The sequence below is a fragment of the Microcoleus sp. A006_D1 genome, from assembly GCF_036702805.1.
Lineage (GTDB): Bacteria > Cyanobacteriota > Cyanobacteriia > Cyanobacteriales > Microcoleaceae > Microcoleus.
Map to the genome: position 1 here is coordinate 1 of NZ_JAUBVZ010000015.1, position 19,920 is coordinate 19,920.

Sequence of the window (19,920 nt, forward strand, 5' to 3'; positions counted from 1 at the left end):
ACCAATAACCAATAACCAATAACCAATAACCAATAACCAATAACCAATAACCAATAACCAATAACCAATAACCAATATTATTGATATGCGCGCTGTATTATTGCTAGTGATTGTAGTAGGGCTAACTATTTTTTCCCTGCAAAATGTGGAGCCGGCATTATCGCTGGTATTTCTGGGAATTCGATCGCCCGCTTTGCCCTTATCTATCTGGATTTTGCTCAGCATGGCGACGGGAGTTGTCACGTCTTTATTGATTTCTGCTTTGCTCTCCTTTTCAAATTACCTGTCTCAAACACGAGATCGCAGCGGCCGCAATAGTCGCAGCCGTGATACTGTCTCAGCAGACAGGAGAACAGCTTACGCGCCGCCTCCGCCTCCCAGAAAACAGGAGATTGACCCGGATTTTGAGATGGAAAATAGCCAAACTTCCTATCGAACTGAGTACGGGACACCCGCAGGCTACACTCCGCAGACTTTCCAGCAAGAAACTCCAAACCCTCCTGCTGCAAGGAATTACGCTCAACAGACAACTGTTCAAGCCACAGACGATGAGGATGATTGGGTTTCTGATGGCTCAAAATCTGGCTCTCAAGGAGGCGATGATGATTGGGGGGACGATCGCGATTTTGTCGCTAAACCACAGGTAAATGACGTTCCAGCGGCAAATCCCAGGGCTTACGAAACTAAACAGGAACCGAAAAGCAAGTCTTGGGCTGGCTCGGTATACTCTTACGGCTATCGAGATCCTAATCAGTCTGGGGTGGGACAAACTGAGTCTGTCTACGATGCAGAGTATCGGGTGCTGGTTCCCCCGCAAGATTCCATACCTCAACCTGCTGATCAAGCGAAAAATCCTAGTGCAGAAACAGAGGATGATTGGGGATTGGATGAGGATGATGTATTAGAGGACGACTCACGCCCCAGCGGCGGGCCGATTAACCTGAAAAAATAGCAAAATATCGGAGGATTGGGCGGTGGATTTGTTGAGGGGAGTTAATATCTATCTCGTCGGGATGATGGGTGCGGGAAAAACGACGGTGGGGCGGATTTTGGCAAGGGAATTCAAATACCGTTTTTTTGATACTGATGAACTAATTGTTCGAGTTGCTAATCAGTCAATTGCTGAGATTTTCGATCGCGAAGGGGAAGAGGCTTTTCGGAAATTAGAAACTAAAGTGCTCGCCGAATTGTCTGCTTATCAAAATTCGGTGGTTGCTACGGGCGGCGGTATTGTTGCCCGATCGACAAATTGGGGTTATTTACATTACGGTATCGTGGTTTGGCTGGATGTGCCTGTAGACCAATTGTGCGATCGACTGCGTTCAGACAGCACTCGTCCCCTGTTGCGGGAAGGCGACCTCAAATCTAAGTTGCAAAGCATTTTGAGCGAACGAGAGCGTTTCTACGCTCAAGCAGATGTCCGAGTTTGTATTTCAGGAGGCGAAAGGCCTGAAGAAGTGGCGCGTCGGGCGATCGAGGAAATCAAAAAAGTTCTAGAAGAAGGAAGAAGGAAGAGGGAAGAAGGAAGAAGGAAGAAGGAAGAAGAAAGCAATTAAGAACATCCTAAACGTCGGGCCCGGTTGCCAGATCAAATCAGAAACCCGGCCTGATATCAATTGATACGCTCAGAAACCAGGTTTCTGGAAAAATAACAGGTTTCTGAGGACTTTTGAATTCCGTAAAAATACTGATTTCGGCCTGAGTGTGTCCGTTTAACCGCCCAATGTTTGGGAATCAACCGGGTTTGAATGGATGTGGCGCGTAAGTTTTATGAGGTGTGAAGATGTGGCGATGGGAGACTTTGTGCAAGAACTGATGGCACACTCATCTGATGTGTTAAAGTCGGCTATTGATTTGTGCAAAAAAATAAAATGGCCCCACCGCGGTCGGGCTGTAGGGCGCAAGGACAGTTAAACGCTAACCTCATTCTCGGGAAATTTAGCATCGATGCTATGCTCCTATGTGACGATTTTGCGATCGTCCATTGACTCATCAACTCTCCCGTATCAAAAAATGTAACCCAAGAGCGATCGAATTCAACCTGTCCTATTCTAAAAACAATACCTCATGCAATTCTGACGAGCAGCTCCCTAAAGCTGCTTTTTTATTGCGATCGAGTTTTTGGCTGCTACACTTGCACGCGGAGAGGCAATAACATTTTAGTCAGAAGGAAAAGGGAAGAGGGAAGAAATTCCCAACTACCAATTCCCGATTACCCTTGAAATATTCCCAATCTGCCTGTTCTTGACAAAAACTCGATCGCTCCGCCAAACCCCACACCTGTTAAAGAAATAGTAGCTAACACCGCAAAAGCCCGCCAATTTTTCCAACCAGATAATTGAATATCCAGTCTTGCCAAAGCCCCGGCTGAAGTCAATACTAAAACCGTCACAAAAAGGTGCAGCCATGCAACAATTACCACTGCCACAAAAGCTCCTAAAATAATAGAAAAAAAAGCACCTACATCACTCGAAAACCACCGCATTATTAAGGCTTTTGTATCCTTCAGCGGGAACGACAAGGCCATAGCTAACACTAAAACAGCAGCTATGGCTAAAAACCAAGTCAGGTGCGGGGGAACATCAAACTCAGATAATTTCCAGCCAAAGGTGAAATAAGTAAGAAAAAGTAGAGTTAGGGAAAGCCAAGAATTTTTTTTCATCCGCTCGACAAATTAGGGAAACCAAGCAAAAAAAGATGACCCCTAAAAATTCGCGCACGGCCTTAGAGGTTGGTAGAAATAGCTTGCACCGGACAAGTAGGGATGCACTGCTCGCAAACGATACAGCGCGATCGAGCAAACGTTAGTTTAAAGCTTTCTGGGTCAAGGGTCAAGGCTTCTGTGGGGCAAACCCCCGTGCACAAGCCACAATGAACACAGACATCTTCGTCGATGAGTATTTCCCGGCTGGCTAGGGAAACGCCGATGTTTTGCGATCGCATCCAGTCGATCGACGCTTCTAGTTGGTCAATGTCCCCTGATAACTCAAGCACCAGTTTGCCCACTTGATTCGGAGCCACCTGAGCGCGGATAATGTTGGCTGCAACATTAAAATCCTTTGCCAGTCGATAGGTGACAGGCATTTGGATCGATCGTTGGGGAAACGTCAGCGTTACCCGTTTTTTCACTTTAACCTCGGTAATTTACAAACAATCTTTCTGATCTTAAGTTTTAACGCACTTGAGTCTAATTACTGCTATTAGCCAGATTTTATCTGAGATTTGCCCGATTATCTCAAAATGTGGTATATTTTGAAAATGTTATAAAAAATAAAAACATAAAAATAGAAGCGCCATTTATTTGTATGAGTCTAAATTCGCCGAACTCAACTGCTGCCCCCGCACCCAAAGATTCCGAAATAAAAGCCGCTGCGCGCGTCAGAAACTTATTGATCGTGTTAGCAGCGATCGCCCTTTCAATATCCATCTTCTTCGGAGTGCGAACTCAAACGCCATCAAGCAGTCTCACCGAAATGGCAAAAGCCTCAGCACCGCTAGAAACAGCTTTAGCAAACGGCAAGCCGACACTCATGGAATTTTATGCTGATTGGTGCGGTAGCTGTCAAGCAATGGCTAAGGACTTGAGCGCCATCAAACAGCAATACGCCGAACCAATGAATTTTGTGATGCTGAATGTAGACAACGACAAATGGCTGCCAGAAATCACCAAATATCGAGTAGACGGCATTCCGCACTTTGTCTATTTGAACGATAAAGGCAGCCGCGTTGCAGAAACAATCGGCGAAATGCCGCGCAGTATTATGGAAGCTAACTTAGAAGCTTTAATTGCCGGAAAACCCTTACCACACGTCCAATCTTCTGGTCAAGTTTCTGATTTTACTCCCCCCACAGGGCCTGTGAAAACAAGTAGTTCAGACCCGCGCGCCCACGGCAGTCAAGTACAGTAGAAGAAGTCATTAGTCATGAGTCATTAGTCATGAGTCATAAATAGAACCGAAAAGTTTAGGGGCCCGCTAGGAGTGGCAGCGCCACAAGAAAGTTTAGGGGTTGTGGAACAGGCAGAAAAGCCTATTGCTATTTGTGATAACTTACAGAGATTCAAAAGCCGATCGCAACTTATGTCAATTTCCGTTTTGGGCGACTACCTCTAAAGGAATATTCAAAAAAACCTTTTTCATAAATTATTAAGATTTATTATACTACTTGTAGGGTGCTATAAGAGGGCACCTTACCCAATGCAAAAACTCTCACCGTGGGGTGCTGATGGCGCACCTTACCCAGACTAAAAATACCCAAACTAATCGCACTTTTTATCTAACTAAAAAAACCCAAAAGCCAACACCAGGCAAGCAGTGAACCACCAAAAAATAGCGAGGAAAATTGCCAAATGACCGCCGACAAAACCGGATTCAGCATTAGCGCGATCGCCATTCGCCGCCACATCGGCACCCTCATGCTGACACTTGCCATTATAGTCGTGGGCATTTTCTACATCACCCAACTGCCTGTTGACTTGCTACCCTCCATCACCTATCCCCGCATCGGCGTGCGCCTCAACGCCCCCGGAATCTCCCCAGAAGTCGCAATAGACGAAGTTACCCGCCCCCTCGAACAAGGACTTTCCGCCACCGAAGGCGTCATTCAAGTTTTCTCCCGCACCCGCGAAGGACAAGTCAGCGTCGATTTATTCTTCAAACCAGGCGGTAACATAGACCAGGCCCTCAACGACGCCACCGCCGCCGTCAATCGCATCCGCAACCGACTTCCCGACACAGTTGAATCCCCCACCCTCTTCAAAGTTGACCCTTCCCAGCAGCCGATTTACGAATTTGCCCTCACTTCCAACTCCTTGCAAGGAGTTGATTTGCGCGTATTTGCCGACGAAGAATTATCCAGAGAATTAAACGTAATTCCAGGAGTAGCAGCAGTTGACGTTGCCGGCGGCGTGCAAGAAGAAATTCAAGTAAATATTGACTTAAATCGCTTGCAATCTTTGGGCGTTAGTATTTCCGATGTTTTAAACGCCCTCGAAGCCCGCAACCTCGACACTTCCGGCGGGCGGCTGCGGCAAGAAGCAGCGGAACCTTTAACCCGCACCGTCGGGCGATTTAAAAACGCCAAAGAAATTCAGGCAATTTCTTTTCAAGCATCGGGTTCCAATCCGCCAAAACGAGTGTTTTTGCGAGATTTTGCTCAGGTAATTGACGGTACAGAAGAAGAGCGAGTTAAAGTATTTCTCAATCAGAAAGCAGCCGTAAAAATCACCGTTCAAAAGCAGCCTGACGCCAATACAATCTCAGTTGTAGACGGCATCAAAAAGCGGCTCGAAGAATTAAAAGCATCCGGCACAATTCCCGAAGGTACGACTATCGTCAACACCTTCGACGAGTCTAAGTTCATCCGCGATTCTATTAGCAACGTCCTATTTTCTGGTTTAACCGGGGCTGTTTTAGCGGGGGCAGCAGTTTTGCTGTTCCTCGCTTCCCTGCGCCAAACTTTGATTATTGTCCTGGCAATTCCCCTGGCAACTTTAATGGCGATTATTCTGATGGGAGTTTTTGGCCTATCTCTCAACGTCTTTAGTTTGGGCGGTTTGGCGCTGGGGGTGGGAATTGTGGTGGATAACTCGATCGTCATGCTGGAGAATATTGTCGAAGGAACCAGCAATAAAAACAGTGCAAACGGCAAGCGCTTAAGTAACAAGCAGTTGATGCAGCAAGCAGAAAAAAGCAGCCAAGAATTAGAATCGGCTTTATTTGCTTCCACCATCACTAACTTAGTTGCCGTACTGCCATTTTTGCTAATCGGCGGCTTAGTTTCTTTGCTTTTCAACGAATTAATTCTCACAATTAGCTTTTCCGTGGCCGCTTCTCTGATTGTGGGATTGACAGTGGTGCCGATGATGGCTTCTCGATTGCTAGCCCTCCCGGTATCCAGCGGTTTGAGCAACTTTTGGCCGCTGCGGGCGTTCGATCGCGCTTTTAGCAATGCGACGGCCGGTTATGGTAAATTTTTATCGGGGATAGTGCGCTGGCGGTTGATAATCGTCACAGTAGCGATTATTGGATTGGGCGGCGGCAGTTGGCTGATGGCAAGTCAAATTCCCCAGGAAATTTTACCCAGAATTAATACAGGCCAAGCGAGATTATTTGCTTTGTTTCCCGCAGGTACTAATTTGGAAACAAACCAAAGAATCATGGCAGAAGCTGATAAAATTATCCTCAGCCAACCAGAAACTCTATACACTTTGACGACGGTGGGCGGGCTGTTGTTCGGCAATAATACGATCGAGAATTTGCTCAGAGGCGGCTGCAACATTACACTAAAACCGGGCAGCAATACCTTAGCTTATGTAGAGCGAGTTACGCAAGAATTGAATAAAATTGATTTGCCTAAAAGGACTCGGTTGCGACTGATTCCTGAAAATGTGCGGGGTTTAGTTTTGACTAATTCACCGGTGCGCGGTGCTGAAATTGATATCCTACTTCAGGGCGAAAACGAACAAGTATTGCAGCAAGCTGGCCGCGACATTTTGGGAACTTTAGATAAGCAGGTAAAATTAGCTCGTTTTCGCCCGGATGGAGATCCGCAGCAGCCAGAAGTGCAGATTCGCCCCAACTGGGAACAAGCGGAAATTTACGGGTTGAGTGCGAGGCAAATTGGAGAGGCGATTCAGACAGCAATTCAAGGTGCTGTTCCCACGCAATTGCAGCGGGGAAACCGTTTAGTTGACGTGCGAGTACAGTTCGATCGCGCTTCTGTCAAGTCTATTTCGGAACTTAAATTGATCCCTTTAACTGCTAGGAATAATGCTCGCATCCGGTTGAGCGATGTGGCAAATATTCAGGTGGGAAAAGCACCGGGGGAAATTCAAAGACTCAACCAACGCCAAGTTTTCTTGATTGCTGGGAATATTAATAAGGGCGCGAGTTTGGGCGATGCTTTGAAACAAGTGGATGCTGTTTTGGCGGACATCAAATTGCCGCCGGGAGTGCGAATTATACCGAGTTCTGCTGCGGAAACTAACCGGGAATTGCAAAGTTCGCTGATTGTTTTGGGTTCTTTGGCTGCGTTTTTGGTGTTTGTGGTGATGGCGGTGCAGTACAATTCGCTTGTCGATCCGCTGGTGATTATGTTAACGGTGCCGCTGGCTTTGGCTGGGGGGATTTTGGGGCTGTATGTGACTAAAACTGCGATCGGCGCGACGGTAATTGTGGGCGCGATTTTGCTGGTGGGGATTGTGGTGAATAATGCGATTATTATGGTAGAATTGGCGAACCAAATTTTGGAAGATGAAAAGGTCGATCGGACGACAGCAATTCTCAGGGCTGCACCTCAGCGCTTGCGTCCGATTTTGATGACAACTATCACCACAGTCTTAGGTTTATTCCCGCTAGCTTTGGGAATTGGAGACGGTTCGGAATTTCTGCAACCTTTGGGAGTTGTAGTATTTTCCGGTTTGTCCCTGGCGACGCTGCTGACGCTGTTTATCATTCCCTGTTTCTATATTTTGCTGCACGATTTCTTTGGGATGTTTGCAGCGAAGAAGCCGCAGCCCGCCCCTATTCCCGCACAGAAAACGGCGGGAAAGACTACAAACTTATAAAATGTAGCGTGCGCAATGCGCACCTGACGATAAATATCCCCTTTACTCTTCAGTCTCGCGTTGCGCGGACTTTGTTTGTGTAGTGGCGGTTTCAACCGCCGACTCTTATCTTGAGTCGTATTGACATTAGGATAGATTTATGTTACAAATGTAATACATAGACCAGACAAACAAAATAAATTCAACAAAAATGCCCTACGAAAAATTAGAAATATCCGCCCCAAAACCAGTATTATCCTGGGCAAATCACGCCCTGGGCGAACAAGAAACCAAGATGGCTGCTAATGTAGCATCTTTGCCATTTGTATTCAAACACGTCGCCCTAATGCCAGACGTACATTTAGGAAAAGGTGCTTTAGTCGGTTCAGTAATTGCCACAAAAGAAGCAATTATTCCGGCTGCTGTCGGCGTGGATATTGGTTGCGGGATGATGGCTATGAAAATGCCATTTAATGCCAACAAATTAGAAGGCAAACTCAAACAAATTCGCCTCGAAATCGAAGCAGCTATTCCCGTGGGATTTGCAGAGAATAAAGAAGTCGAAAAAACTGTCACCAATTGGCAAGGATGGCGCGATTTCAAGGAACTGCATCAAGGAGTCCAGCACCAAGACAATAAAGCTTTAAAACAGTTGGGTTCCCTCGGCGGCGGCAATCATTTTATTGAGGTTTGCGTTGACACAGAAAACTCGGTTTGGCTGATGCTGCACTCAGGTTCTCGCGGTATCGGCAATCTGCTAGCCCAACAACACATCGAGACTGCTAAAGATTTAGCTAAACTGGCAGAAATTAGTTTGGCCGACAAAGATTTAGCTTATTTTGTGGCAGGTACGCCGGAGTTTGCGGCTTATTGGCACGATTTGCAATGGGCGCAGGATTATGCGAGTTTTAACCGCGATATTATGATGAATCGGTTTAAGCGAATTGTGGAAAAGCACGTCGCGGGCGGCAAAGTTACGAAGCCGCTGTTACAGGTGAATTGTCACCACAATTATGCGGAAAAAGAGGTGCATTTTGGGGAAGATGTGTATGTGACTCGCAAGGGTGCTGTGCGCGCGCAAGTTGACGATTTAGGGATTATTCCGGGTTCGATGGGGGCGAAATCTTTTATTGTTAAAGGTAAGGGAAATGTTGAAAGTTACTGTAGTTGCAGTCACGGTGCGGGGCGGTTGATGTCTCGCACTAAAGCGAAGAGTGTATATACTCTGGATGATTTTGTGCGGCAGACTGAGGGGGTTGAGTGTCGTAAAGATGCGGAGTTTTTGGATGAAATTCCGGGGGCTTATAAGCCGATCGATGAGGTGATGAGTCAGCAGTCGGATTTGGTGGAGGTTGTGGCGACTCTGAAGCAGGTTGTTTGTGTGAAGGGTTGATTGGGGGAAGTTGGTGCGATCGCCCGTTAGCGAAGCCCGCCCCTACGGGGGCTACGCCAACGCAGAGGATCGCACTTCTGATGATACACTTAGAGGCAGGAGTCGATATAAATTCAGGTTTGAGGAAAACTGTCATGATAAATATTGAATATCTTACCAACAAAGACGGCGAGGCGATCGGAGTAGTGATTCCGATTGATTTATGGCGACAACTGTTACCTACAGGAGAAGCTTCAGAGGAGAATCTGGCTGAAGCGGTAGAAGATTATTGCCTCAACAAAGCGATGAATGAAGCTGTGAATACAACCTTGCTAGGTAGAGCCGAAGCATTAGCTTATTTTGAGGAGTAATTATCTTGGAAGTTCAATATCGTGAGGCTTTTCTAAAAGACCTGAAGCAATTAAAGAGTTCGACATCATTGGTTGAGATATCGTGGCCGTAAAAAAATAATCTTGAACAAAAAGAATTAACTTATGAAAATTATTTCACTCCAATTAAAAAATCATTTTTTAGGTTGGGATTTTGATGAAATCAAGTTTTCATCAAATTTAACCCTTTTAGTAGGCATATCAGGTGCAGGCAAAACCCAAATCCTGCGTTCAATTATCGATTTAAAACGTATTGCAAATGGAAAAGCTATCAATGGATTGGAATGGAAAATCATATTTTCTACTGTAAATGGCACTGAATTTATTTGGGAAGGTGGTTTTGATACTGTTGAAACCAATGAACTAAATTTTGATAACCCTGAAAAAGACAACCAAGATGAAAAAGAAAAACCATCATTTATTTATGAAAAGCTGATTTCAAAAAATGAGGTTTTGTTTGAACGAAACAAAGAGCAAATAAAATTTAAAAACAGCCAAATGCCCAAACTTTCTTCTCATCAATCAATGATAATCTTGTTGAAAGAAGAAAGTGTGATCAAAGAAGCATTTGATGCTCTCAACAAAATAGAATATCGCGACCATACTATAAAAGGTGTGCGTTTTAGAAGCTCAAAGCAATCTTTGCACTCGCTCAAAAACAAATATCAAACCTTAGAGAGCATAGTAAATAGCGATGAGGATATTAGAACTAAGCTATATCTGACTTATGAAAATAAGTTAGATGTTTTTGAGACAATTAAGTCAAGATTAATTGATGTTTTTCAACAAATCGAAGATGTCAAAGTTGAGCCTTTTAAAACAGACGAATTGCCCAAAGCAATTGCTGCGAATATATTTTTTCCTGTTATTTCTATCAAAGAGAAATCTGTCCCAAAATGGATTAGGGAAGATAGGATGTCTTCGGGTATGTTACGCACAATTATTCATCTTGGCGAAATTTTTCTTTCAAATGAAGGTTCGGTAATATTGATTGATGAATTTGAGAATAGTTTAGGAATAAATTGCATTGATATATTAACTGATGACCTGATTCACGAAAATAAAACCTTGCAATTTATTGCCACAAGTCATCATCCTTATATTATCAATAATATTCCCTATGAATATTGGAAAATTGTTACGCGACAAGGCGGACACATTAGAACCTGTAATGCCTCAGATTATCATCTAGGTAAATCTAAACAAGACGCATTTATTCAGTTAAACAAAATCCTCGAAAAACAATCGTAGTATGAATTTGTATTTTGTATTTGAAGGGAAGACAGAAGCGATTGTTTATAAGAAGTGGTTATCTGTGCTGCTTCCAGAGTTGACGGAAGTGGATAGTTTTGATGCGGTAATTCAGAATAATTATTATTACGAAAGTGATATGGGCGTTCCCAGTTGCTACAGAGTTACTGCTAATGCTATCCAAGAAATTAACTTATTCCCTAAATATGATTACTTGGTGCTATTCACAGATGCAGACCGTTTTACAGTTTCCGAAAAAAAAGCGGAAGCTGATGGGCAAATTAAGTCAGAATTAAAAGATAAACCGTTTAAAACTCAACCAGAAAATTGCAAACTTGAAGTTATTGTCCAGAAAGTTTGTATGGAAACTTGGTTTTTAGGCAATCGAAAATTCTTTGTGAGAAATCCACAACATAATGAAATTTTGAAGCAATATATCAAATATTTTGATGTCAGCCAAGGTAATCCTGAAGACTTAGCGAGTGAATTTGTCCAAAATGAAGAAAATACAAAGGATATTTTTGGATATAAAACAAAAGCTCTGTTTCATGAAGGTTATCTTAGAGAAATTTTCAAATAACGTAGTTTCGCTTCACAATCGCATTTATCTTACAGTAAATCTAGACCGAGAGAAGTACAAGAAGAATATTACCTTAAACAACTCATAGCGAGAATTGAGGCAAATTCAGATCATTTACTTAGTTTTCAAGAATTTATAAAGTTTTGTTTAAACATCAAGGGGCAACAAAATAAATAACACATCACTGATTTAGATTTTAGATTTTAGATTTTAGATTTTAGATTTTAGATTTTAGATTGGGAATGCCGATCCGGTAATGGTTTGAAGCTTACCTATAGTTGCATTTTTTGGGAACTGATTAATTTTTCGGTTTGTAGTGACAGTTACATCCAGAAGTGTTCTCTAAGCTGTTGGGCATTTAAATTGCATATTCGGAGCGGGATCGCGTGCCCACCCCACAAGAGTTTGATTAATTCTTGACACACAATTTAAATACAGAACAGCTTAACAAGCCATCTGCTGCCACTCTTTTTCTAGCAAGCGCAGCAGTCTTGCATCGCCCTTGGCTGCGGCTACTTGTTTCCGCCGATCGAGAATATTGCAAATATGCATCCGGTGGACTTGCGCCACATCCGCAAATGTCGGCGAAGATTCAACCGTCGAGTAAGCGGTGTGAACTGCTGCGACATTCTCCAGGGCTTGAAAATTTCGCTTTGTGGTAGAGCTGATGCCGCCATATTTTTTGGGGACAGGAATGTGTCTCGGATACCGATAGTTCCAGTTTTGACCCCGATATTTGCCCGCTACTTCGCCTTCGAGCATATCGACTGTCGGAATGTCGTATTCGTAGTTTGCGCCGCGGTAAGTGAGTTGCATATTTTTTGATCCTTATATCGAGATAAAAATGGAAATGGGTCAAGTGTAGTTTTGTTCGCTAAAACTTTTATAGTTTCTGTATTCGATTATACTGTTTTTTAAGTAAAATGCGTTTATTTACAACAATTAATATTTTGAGGGGAGAAGGCAAGAAAAAACCCGCTAAGGCGGGTTTAATCAAGTTTTTGGCTAATTTGAGCCGGACTAGGCTCGAAACTGCTTTGGTTTCAAATAACTACCCGACTGTTACTTGATCGGTTTGTACGCCTGTCGCGCCCTGTTCAGCAGAGGCGATCGTCACTAACTTGTCGAGAAGTTCCTGACTGGCAACTTGACCTTTGAGAACAACCGTGCTGCTGAGTTGAGCAACCCAAACAGTCTCGATATCAGCAACCGCTGCGTCGTTGTCAAAAGCCAAAGCTACGCGCTTCGCCAAGCCACTTTCGTCAAAATTTCCGTCTGGGCCGACTTTCGCAGGGGCGATGGATTGCGCTTGGGCAGCTTGCTGTACTACTTGTGCCATCGGTTCAGCCTGGGCTTCAGGCTTTTCGAGTCCGAACAGTCTTTTAAACCAACCCATAGTAGTTTAGTCTCCAGAAATACACTTTTTATAAGATACCTCTAGAATTCCAAAAGACTTGTAATTGTTGCAAAACTCAGCAAAATTTCTCAAAATGTTTTTGCAGCCCGACTTTCAAAATCTAAAATCTTCAATGGTATCTCTATGTTGATGTTGCTATTTTATGTAGGGGACGATCGCTACGCCGCAGATTGCAGGCGCGTAGTCGAAGTAGTTCCCACTGTCACCTTGAAAAAACTCCACAACGCGCCGGAATACATTGCCGGTTTGTTTAACTACCGGGGACATCTCGTCCCGGTCATCGATTTGTGCCAAATGATACAGGGTAGGGCAGCCCGCGCTTACTTGAGCACGCGCATCGTCTTAGTCAATTGCCAGTTTCCCGATACTTCTGAGGGGAACGGCGGCAGTTTGCGCGGCCCCCTAATTTTAGGACTGATGGCGGAAAGGGTGACAGAAACTCTCGACAAACCGGAAACTGAATTCGTTAGTCCTGGGATTAAGGTTGACAACACTCCTTATTTGGGAGAAATGATCGCAGACGATCGCGGTATGATTCAATTTGTCAGGGTAGAACATCTGCTGCCAGAATCCCAAACCAATTATTTGCTTCCCCAGCCAGAAAAGTGAAATATTAAGGGATTCGGCACTTATGAAAGAAAGTAGAAGGCTTTCGGGAAGATAACTGTATCGCATACTTGCTAGTATTTATGCAGAAGGCAGATTGCTTGGCCGACAATTACGAAAAAAGTTTATATTTTCAATGCAAATTTCCGACCGAAAATCAATGACACAAGTAGCAATTGAAGCTCTACTCAGACAAAAAATTGGTTTGGATGCCCTGACAGTTGGTTCTAATACAATTACTAGAGCAGTGAACCGTCGGATGGCAGATTGCGGTTTGACGGATATAAATATTTACTTGACAAAATTGCAAACATCCCTGCAAGAATTAGAAGAATTAATCGAAGCTGTAGTGATACCGGAAACTTGGTTTTTTCGCGATCGCGAGCCTTTTGTTTTTTTGAGCCTCTATGCGCTTTCCGAATGGTTGCCGAAAAATCCCGGCAAAACCCTGCGCGTGTTGAGCCTTCCTTGTTCGACGGGGGAGGAACCTTACTCGATCGCGATCGCCCTACTGGAATCTGGTGTAAATCCGAGAAACTTCAGCATCGATGCCGCAGACATCAGCAAAGTTGCTCTCAAAAAAGCTCAGCGCGGAGTTTACGGGAAAAACTCTTTCCGCGACAAAAACTTAGACTTTCGCGATCGCTATTTTACTCCGCTGGCGGGAGACCTTTATCAGTTGAACGACTCGGTGAGAAGAACAGTTAATTTTATTCAGGGTAACATTCTAGACAGCTATTTTTTAGTTAACCAACTTCCCTACGATGCAATTTTTTGCCGCAACGTGTTAATTTACTTTGATGGGACAGGCAGAACTCAGACTGTGCAACTTTTAAATCGCTTGTTGAAACCAGCAGGAATATTGTTTTTAGGTCACTCGGAAAGCGGGCAAAAACTGCCTGATCAATTTGTTTCGGTGCGTCATTCCCTAGCATTTGCTTACCGCAAAACCGACATTCCCGGCGAGCAAGTGCAGGTTGAAAAAAAGCAGACGAATATCAATTATTCTGCGCTGGTTCGGGAGTCGAAAGGCGCGGAAACTAGCGAGAATGTCCGCAGTTACAATTGGGAAACTGGTAAGAGTAAATCCTTAACAGACGATCGCAAATCTCTGAGGGAGGGTGATAATTCGCAGATTTTGCCAATTGGGGCGATCGCCCCAGCAGCAGACGCTGGCAAGTCTGCAAGTGCGGATTTAGACGCAGCGCGCCGTTTTGCCGATCGCGGACAATTGCAGGAAGCTGCCAAACTGTGCGAAACTTACCTCAGTCAAAATCGCACGAATGCTGATGCTTACGTTTTGTTAGGTCAAGTTTACCAAGCTTCGGGCGATCGCCAACAAGCCGAGCAATCTTTCCAAAAAGCAACTTACCTCAAACCCGATCACTATGAAGGGCTAATTCACCTAGCTTTACTCAAAGAAGAGCGAGGAGATATTGCCGGTGCTGCGATCGTCCGCCAGCGCATTCAGCGAATCGAAAAATAGCCCGATCGGCAATAACAGAGAACTCAATCATGAACAACTTTTTCAAGAATATGACTTTGCAAAGACGCATGATGGCTGCGTTTGTGTTCATGGGGGCGATCGTGCTTGTTATCGCTTTAGTCGGTGCCAGCGGTAATTTTAGGTTATCGGCACACCTGGGGTCCCTCGCCAACAATGCTTATCCGAGCACCGTGGCTTTGTGGAAAATCAACGAAGGACAAACACAGGTACAGTCTTCCGATATAATGCTGCTCAACGCAGCAATTAATGCTGACCAAAGACGCAGAGAAATCGCGAGAATAAATACTGCTTGGAATCAAATAAATCAAGGCTTTAAAGAATACGAAAAAATCCCGCGCAACGAGAAAGAAGACAAACTTTATCAAAAATTTAAACCGCTGTGGCAAAGATGGACTGATGCTCACCAACAATTCCAACAACTAAATACAGAATATGAAAAATTTGGCATTTTCAACCCAAGACAAATCCAAATTAATTTGCTCAAAGAGGGTAAAACTAAATCACCTGAACTAGCAACTGCTGCATCAGCAGTTGAGGTGCTTAACAGAATGAACGAAAAAGCTTTGAATGAGAAATTAACTACATTTCAAGCTGCAACTGAGGGAATGCTGGAACTCCTCAACTACAATCGCCAATTAGCAGCAGATTCGGCAAAAGCTGCCGCCGAAGATATCACTCAAACTCGGTTCTGGGTGCTTTTAGGCACGCTGCTGGGCCCTTTAACCGCTGTACTGTTTGGACTCTACTTTAGCAATACGATCGCTAAACCTTTGGGGGCTAAAATTGCGGGAGTTGTGGATGTAGCACAGAAAATGTCGATCGGCGATTTGACAGGAGAAATTCATGTCAGCGAGACTAAAGACGAAATCAGCAAATTGCAGAACTCATTCCGCAGCATGAATCGAGGCTTAGCTGCATTAATCAAGCAAGTGCAAACATCGGGAATTCAAATCACTTCATCAGCCACCCAAATAGCAGCTTCTGGCAAAGAATTAGAAGCCACAGTCAACCAACAAGCAGCCTCCACAAACGAAGTTGTAGCTACGGCGAAAGAAATCGCCGCCACCGCCGGGAAACTCGTAAAAACTATGGATGAAGTTTCTCATATGGCAGAATCAACCGCTCGGGAAGCTAGCACCGGTCAAAAAGAGTTAGGTCGCATGGAAAATACCATGAAAGTATTGGGAAATTCTACCAATTCTATCTCGAACAAGCTCGGAACAATTAGCGAAAAAGCTAATAACATCAACAGTATTGTGACGACTATTACGAAAGTAGCAGATCAAACTAATTTACTTTCCTTAAATGCGGCGATCGAAGCCGAAAAAGCCGGAGAATACGGCAGGGGTTTTGCCGTCGTAGCCCGCGAAATTCGCCGCCTCGCCGACCAAACAGCCGTTGCCACTTTAGATATTGAAAGCATGGTTAAAGAGATGCATTCAGCCGTTTCTACTGGGGTGATGGAAATGGATAAATTCTCAAATGAAGTCAGCCGGGGGGTGGAAGATATTCGCAACATCGGCGTACAGTTAGCCCAGATTATTGAACAAGTACAATCTCTTACTCCCCGCTTCGATTCGGTAAATCGAGGTATGGAAGCTCAATCGGAAGGTGCTCACCAAATTAGCGAAACGATGGCCCAGTTGGCCGAAACTGCTCTACAAACTGCTGATGCTTTGCGCGAAATTAATAGTTCGATCGCGCAATTGAACGAAGCCGCTCAGGGGATGCGGCAGGAAATTTCGCGATTCAAAGTCAGTTGATAGTTACTCCTACCCAATAGTCGTCACTATCGAACAATGTCAAATCTCAAATCTCAAATTTTATAATATGATGTGCGGATCGGCCATAGTAAAAAATGTTTGTAGTGAGGACTTCAGTCCTCCTAGTCTGAGGACTAAAGTCATCACTACAAACTAATTTTATATTTTTCATTTTATCGACATGATATCGGTTATTGCTAGCGCCCAAAGGAGATGTAAATTAAGTGCAGAAAAAATTAACGATTAAACAAGTTTTGTGGAGGGGATTCGGCACAATTTTTCTGTTAATAATTATTGCAAACTTCGTAGCAAATCACACTAAAAATACTTTAGTTAAATCTTTAGATAACGTTACTTTGAGCTATAAACTTTTGCAAGAATTGGCAGAGTTGGATATGCTGTTGTTGGAAGCTGAGACTTGTCAGCGCGGTTATCTGTACACGGGAAAAGAGAATTTTTTAGACCCATACAATGAAGCAAATGCGAGCATTAACGTGCAACTAGCAGAGTTGAGAGAGAAGATTAGAAACCCAAAAAAGCAAGAAAAACTCGGCGAACTACAAACCCTGATTAAAGAAAGAATAGATTATATAGAAAAAACTATTCAAATGAGAAAATCAGGTCGAGAACAGGAGGTAAAAAATATAGTAAGTGCTGGAACTAAACTGGAAATTATGGCAAAGCTGAGGGGGAAAATTACAGAAATTAAGGAAACCGAAAATCAATTCTTGGCTGACAGGAATAAATTAGCCCGGGAAGCTGAGATTTTTTCAACTTACATGGTATATCTGAGTCAATCAGCGTCGCAAACGGCGGGCGCATTGCGCGAAATTAATGGTGCTATCTCTCAATTAAATGAGGCATCTCAAGGTCTGCGTCAAGAAATCTCTCGGTTTAAAGTAAGCAGTAAGGAAGCATAAAATGTTTAAGAATATTAGTTTCAAAAAACGGCTGAATGCAGCGTTTATATTTCTAGCGGTGATTGTTTTAGCAGTGGCTTCTATCGGTTGGAGCGGCAATGCTCGGCTCGGCGGACACATTGATACGCTAGCTAATAATTCCCTGCCTAGCATTAGTGGATTGTGGAAAGTTAATGAAGGACAAACGCAAATTGAGTCGTCGGAACGGGCTTTGCTGAATATGGAAATCAGCGCTGAGGAAAGAAGCGCTGAATTGAGGAGGATTCAGAAAGCTTGGGAGCAGATTAATGACGGCTTCAAAGAGTACGAAACTACACCTAGGGAGGCAAATGAAGATAAGGTATATAAAGAATTGCAGGCTAAATGGGATATCTGGAAGAAAAATCATGAAACGTTTTTAGATTTTAATAAAAAATTTGAAAGTTTGGGAATTCTCAACCCATTTAAAAGGCAGATCGAACTGATCGGCCAAGGGAATACTAAGTCGCCCGATATCGACGCAGCTAGAAGGGCAGGGGCGTTTTACAATCAATTGAGCGATCGCGCAAAAGCGAACCGCCCCTCGTTTGAAGCAGCTACTAACTTAATCTTGGAAGATATCAAAATCAATGAAACTACGGGAGAACTAGCTAAACAGCAGTCTAAAAACGATATTGCTCAAACCACATTCTGGGTGATTTTGGGCATGATTCTCGGGCCGCTAACGGCGGGACTGTTTGGGCTGTTTCTCACGAGCACGGTATCCCAAACTCTAGAAAATCAAATAGATATGTCCGGCATCAGAATTAGCGGTTCTACTAACCAAATTGCTGCTTCTGGTAAGGAATTGGAAGCGACGATGAACGAACAAGTGGCTTCGACTAATGAAGTAGTAGCTACGGCTAAAGAAATTGCTGCTACTGCGGTGCAACTTGCGAGGACAATGGATGAAGTTTCCCAGATGTCGCAGCAAGCTGCTCAATCTGCTGGCGGCGGAAAACAAGAAATTGGTCGCATGGAATCCACGATGAATAGATTAGCAAATTCTACCAGTGCAATTTCGGGTAAGTTGGGTGTTATTAGCGAAAAAGCTAATAATATTAATAGTATTATTACGACGATTACGAAGGTGGCAGATCAAACTAATTTGCTTTCGCTCAACGCGGCTATTGAAGCGGAAAAAGCGGGTGAGTACGGGTTGGGTTTTGCGGTTGTTGCTAGGGAAATTCGGCGACTGGCAGATCAAACAGCGGTGGCTACTTTGGATATTGAAAATATGGTTAAAGAAATGCAGTCTGCGGTGGGAGTTGGGGTGATGGAAATGGATAAGTTTACTAATGAAGTGCGCCGGGGGGTGGAAGATGTGCAAACTATTAGTTTGCAGTTGGAGTCGATTATTCAGCGGGTGGAAGCTTTGACTCCGCGTTTTGAGGAGGTGAATGAGGGGATGGATGCGCAGTCTCAGGGTGCTCAGCAAATTAGTGAGGCTATGGTGCAGTTGAGTGAGGCTTCTTCGCAAACTGCGGCGGCGCTGCGGGATATCAATGGGGCGATCGGGCAAGTTAACGATGCTACACTCGGTTTACGTCACGAAATGCTAGCGTTTTTAAAGTAAATAGGGCTGATTCTCATCAACTCGGTTTCTTAGAAGAATAACAGGTGTGCCGAGGATAAATCTAAAATCGATTTTTTTTGTAAAAAAATAGGAGCGGATATGAAGACAATCTAAAATCTAGCATCTACAATCTAAAATCTAAAATCTAAAATCTAAAATCGAATGACTGATGATTGCTGGAATCGGATCGGAGTTGGGGGCGATCGCACTTGTCCTCAATTGATAACATTTATTCACTGTCGCAACTGTCCTGTGTATTCCGACGCTGGCCGGAGTTTGCTGGAACAGGAATTGCCGGCAGGGTATCTGGAAGAGTGGACTAATTTATTGCGATCGAGCCAAGGAGTAACTAACGCTGTCACGGCTGCGGGTACTGTATCTGTAGGTATTTTTAGGCTTAGCGGCGAATGGTTGGCTTTACCCGCTCAACTGTTTAAAGAAGTGACGCAGATCTCTGTTATCCACACTGTGCCGCACCGCAGCAATAATATACTTATTGGTTTGGTGAATATTCGGGGTGAAATTCAGTTGTGCATTTCGCTAAAAGCACTTTTGGGATTGGAAGCGGCAGATGCCAGCCGACAAAATATTAGTCCTGTTGTTTATGAGAGGATGGTAGTTGTTGAGAGAGAAGGCAGCCGCTGGGTGTTTGAGGTAGATGAAATTTATGGCATTCACCGCATTCTCCCGGAGCAAATCAGAAATGTGCCGGCTACTGTTTCTAAGGTGCCAGAAACTTATACTAAAGGGATTATAAGTTGGCAGGGGCAAAGTGTTTGTTATCTGGATGATGATTTGCTGTTTTATATGTTGAATAAGAAGATTGTCTGACGCAAAACCGGGCGAATGGAATCGGGCGAATGGCGAATGGAATCGGGCGAATGGAATTCGCGTCTACACAGACGAAACCCGCCTCCGCGGGTTGAAGACCGGGCGAATGGAATTCGCGCCTACATGAACAAAACCGGGCGAAAG

At 44.0% G+C, this 19,920-nt stretch carries 19 protein-coding genes; 15 read left to right on the forward strand and 4 right to left on the reverse strand.

All coding sequences use genetic code 11. The features are described 5' to 3' along the window. Nucleotides 1-85: 85 nt before the first annotated feature. On the forward strand, nucleotides 86-952 hold the full coding sequence (locus tag QUB68_RS22735; protein WP_332996690.1) for a LapA family protein: 867 nt from the start codon (nucleotides 86-88) through the stop codon (nucleotides 950-952). A 22-nt stretch (nucleotides 953-974) separates the two neighbouring features. Further along, nucleotides 975-1,556: a shikimate kinase gene (locus QUB68_RS22740; RefSeq protein WP_332996692.1), complete on the forward strand. Its 582-nt coding sequence runs from the start codon at nucleotides 975-977 to the stop codon at nucleotides 1,554-1,556. A gap of 656 nt (nucleotides 1,557-2,212) precedes the next feature. Here the strand turns inward: QUB68_RS22740 and QUB68_RS22745 are convergent. Both QUB68_RS22745 and QUB68_RS22750 read right to left on the reverse strand, forming a co-directional pair. Continuing rightward, nucleotides 2,213-2,662 (reverse strand): hypothetical protein, encoded by a 450-nt coding sequence (locus QUB68_RS22745; RefSeq protein WP_332996694.1) that lies wholly within the window; start codon nucleotides 2,660-2,662, stop codon nucleotides 2,213-2,215. Nucleotides 2,663-2,724: 62 nt separating this feature from the next. Further along, nucleotides 2,725-3,129 carry an NIL domain-containing protein gene (locus tag QUB68_RS22750; RefSeq protein WP_332996696.1) on the reverse strand — a complete coding sequence of 135 codons (405 nt, stop codon included), beginning with the start codon at nucleotides 3,127-3,129 and terminating at the stop codon, nucleotides 2,725-2,727. Between the two features lie 176 nt (nucleotides 3,130-3,305). On the opposite strand from QUB68_RS22750, the gene QUB68_RS22755 reads away from it, so the two are divergent. From QUB68_RS22755 to QUB68_RS22780, 6 genes are all read left to right on the forward strand, one after another. Continuing rightward, entirely contained in the window at nucleotides 3,306-3,908 is a 603-nt protein-coding gene (locus tag QUB68_RS22755) for a thioredoxin family protein (RefSeq protein WP_332996698.1), read from the forward strand. A 440-nt stretch (nucleotides 3,909-4,348) separates the two neighbouring features. Next, nucleotides 4,349-7,567: an efflux RND transporter permease subunit gene (locus QUB68_RS22760; RefSeq protein WP_332996700.1), complete on the forward strand. Its 3,219-nt coding sequence runs from the start codon at nucleotides 4,349-4,351 to the stop codon at nucleotides 7,565-7,567. Between the two features lie 190 nt (nucleotides 7,568-7,757). Beyond that, the gene (locus tag QUB68_RS22765) at nucleotides 7,758-8,939 is read left to right on the forward strand and encodes an RtcB family protein (protein ID WP_332996702.1); all 1,182 of its coding nucleotides are present in this window, start codon (nucleotides 7,758-7,760) and stop codon (nucleotides 8,937-8,939) included. A gap of 134 nt (nucleotides 8,940-9,073) precedes the next feature. After that, nucleotides 9,074-9,289 (forward strand): hypothetical protein, encoded by a 216-nt coding sequence (locus QUB68_RS22770; protein ID WP_332996704.1) that lies wholly within the window; start codon nucleotides 9,074-9,076, stop codon nucleotides 9,287-9,289. 123 nt (nucleotides 9,290-9,412) lie between these two features. Then, a complete protein-coding gene (locus QUB68_RS22775) occupies nucleotides 9,413-10,558 on the forward strand; it encodes an AAA family ATPase (protein ID WP_332996706.1) in 1,146 nt (381 codons plus the stop codon). 1 nt (nucleotide 10,559) lies between these two features. Continuing rightward, on the forward strand, nucleotides 10,560-11,138 hold the full coding sequence (locus QUB68_RS22780; protein ID WP_332996708.1) for a hypothetical protein: 579 nt from the start codon (nucleotides 10,560-10,562) through the stop codon (nucleotides 11,136-11,138). A 444-nt stretch (nucleotides 11,139-11,582) separates the two neighbouring features. Here QUB68_RS22780 and QUB68_RS22785 read toward each other — a convergent pair whose 3' ends face one another. Together QUB68_RS22785 and QUB68_RS22790 are read right to left on the reverse strand one after the other, a co-directional pair. Beyond that, a complete protein-coding gene (locus tag QUB68_RS22785) occupies nucleotides 11,583-11,954 on the reverse strand; it encodes a DUF4278 domain-containing protein (RefSeq protein ID WP_332996709.1) in 372 nt (123 codons plus the stop codon). Nucleotides 11,955-12,189: 235 nt separating this feature from the next. Continuing rightward, nucleotides 12,190-12,534 carry a phospholipid-binding protein gene (locus tag QUB68_RS22790; RefSeq protein ID WP_106150371.1) on the reverse strand — a complete coding sequence of 115 codons (345 nt, stop codon included), beginning with the start codon at nucleotides 12,532-12,534 and terminating at the stop codon, nucleotides 12,190-12,192. A 144-nt stretch (nucleotides 12,535-12,678) separates the two neighbouring features. Between QUB68_RS22790 and QUB68_RS22795 the strand changes: the two genes are divergently transcribed. The 7 genes from QUB68_RS22795 to QUB68_RS22825 all read left to right on the forward strand — a co-directional run bounded on the left by QUB68_RS22795 (nucleotide 12,679) and on the right by QUB68_RS22825 (nucleotide 19,903). Next, nucleotides 12,679-13,164 carry a chemotaxis protein CheW gene (locus tag QUB68_RS22795; RefSeq protein WP_332996713.1) on the forward strand — a complete coding sequence of 162 codons (486 nt, stop codon included), beginning with the start codon at nucleotides 12,679-12,681 and terminating at the stop codon, nucleotides 13,162-13,164. A 157-nt stretch (nucleotides 13,165-13,321) separates the two neighbouring features. Then, the gene (locus tag QUB68_RS22800; RefSeq protein ID WP_332996714.1) at nucleotides 13,322-14,647 is read left to right on the forward strand and encodes a CheR family methyltransferase; all 1,326 of its coding nucleotides are present in this window, start codon (nucleotides 13,322-13,324) and stop codon (nucleotides 14,645-14,647) included. Between the two features lie 29 nt (nucleotides 14,648-14,676). Continuing rightward, the gene (locus tag QUB68_RS22805; RefSeq protein WP_332996716.1) at nucleotides 14,677-16,431 is read left to right on the forward strand and encodes a methyl-accepting chemotaxis protein; all 1,755 of its coding nucleotides are present in this window, start codon (nucleotides 14,677-14,679) and stop codon (nucleotides 16,429-16,431) included. Nucleotides 16,432-16,655: 224 nt separating this feature from the next. Continuing rightward, nucleotides 16,656-17,351, forward strand: a complete 696-nt coding sequence (locus QUB68_RS22810) for a CHASE3 domain-containing protein (RefSeq protein ID WP_332996718.1) — start codon at nucleotides 16,656-16,658, stop codon at nucleotides 17,349-17,351. 1 nt (nucleotide 17,352) lies between these two features. Then, nucleotides 17,353-18,945, forward strand: a complete 1,593-nt coding sequence (locus tag QUB68_RS22815; protein WP_332996719.1) for a HAMP domain-containing methyl-accepting chemotaxis protein — start codon at nucleotides 17,353-17,355, stop codon at nucleotides 18,943-18,945. 162 nt (nucleotides 18,946-19,107) lie between these two features. Next, entirely contained in the window at nucleotides 19,108-19,776 is a 669-nt protein-coding gene (locus tag QUB68_RS22820; protein ID WP_332996720.1) for a chemotaxis protein CheW, read from the forward strand. After that, on the forward strand, nucleotides 19,769-19,903 hold the full coding sequence (locus tag QUB68_RS22825; RefSeq protein ID WP_332996722.1) for a hypothetical protein: 135 nt from the start codon (nucleotides 19,769-19,771) through the stop codon (nucleotides 19,901-19,903). Before QUB68_RS22820 ends, QUB68_RS22825 begins: the two co-directional genes overlap by 8 nt. Nucleotides 19,904-19,920 lie beyond the last annotated feature (17 nt).

Excerpts from the sequence above, each read along its gene's own strand:
- QUB68_RS22735 (WP_332996690.1), top strand. The coding sequence starts at position 86 with ATGCGCGCTGTATTATTGCTAGTGATTGTAGTAGGGCTAACTATTTTT.
- QUB68_RS22745 (WP_332996694.1), bottom strand. The coding sequence starts at position 2,662 with ATGAAAAAAAATTCTTGGCTTTCCCTAACTCTACTTTTTCTTACTTAT.
- QUB68_RS22755 (WP_332996698.1), top strand. The coding sequence starts at position 3,306 with ATGAGTCTAAATTCGCCGAACTCAACTGCTGCCCCCGCACCCAAAGAT.
- QUB68_RS22760 (WP_332996700.1), top strand. The coding sequence starts at position 4,349 with ATGACCGCCGACAAAACCGGATTCAGCATTAGCGCGATCGCCATTCGC.
- QUB68_RS22765 (WP_332996702.1), top strand. The coding sequence starts at position 7,758 with ATGCCCTACGAAAAATTAGAAATATCCGCCCCAAAACCAGTATTATCC.
- QUB68_RS22770 (WP_332996704.1), top strand. The coding sequence starts at position 9,074 with ATGATAAATATTGAATATCTTACCAACAAAGACGGCGAGGCGATCGGA.
- QUB68_RS22775 (WP_332996706.1), top strand. The coding sequence starts at position 9,413 with ATGAAAATTATTTCACTCCAATTAAAAAATCATTTTTTAGGTTGGGAT.
- QUB68_RS22780 (WP_332996708.1), top strand. The coding sequence starts at position 10,560 with ATGAATTTGTATTTTGTATTTGAAGGGAAGACAGAAGCGATTGTTTAT.
- QUB68_RS22785 (WP_332996709.1), bottom strand. The coding sequence starts at position 11,954 with ATGCAACTCACTTACCGCGGCGCAAACTACGAATACGACATTCCGACA.
- QUB68_RS22790 (WP_106150371.1), bottom strand. The coding sequence starts at position 12,534 with ATGGGTTGGTTTAAAAGACTGTTCGGACTCGAAAAGCCTGAAGCCCAG.
- QUB68_RS22795 (WP_332996713.1), top strand. The coding sequence starts at position 12,679 with ATGTTGATGTTGCTATTTTATGTAGGGGACGATCGCTACGCCGCAGAT.
- QUB68_RS22800 (WP_332996714.1), top strand. The coding sequence starts at position 13,322 with ATGACACAAGTAGCAATTGAAGCTCTACTCAGACAAAAAATTGGTTTG.
- QUB68_RS22805 (WP_332996716.1), top strand. The coding sequence starts at position 14,677 with ATGAACAACTTTTTCAAGAATATGACTTTGCAAAGACGCATGATGGCT.
- QUB68_RS22815 (WP_332996719.1), top strand. The coding sequence starts at position 17,353 with ATGTTTAAGAATATTAGTTTCAAAAAACGGCTGAATGCAGCGTTTATA.
- QUB68_RS22820 (WP_332996720.1), top strand. The coding sequence starts at position 19,108 with ATGACTGATGATTGCTGGAATCGGATCGGAGTTGGGGGCGATCGCACT.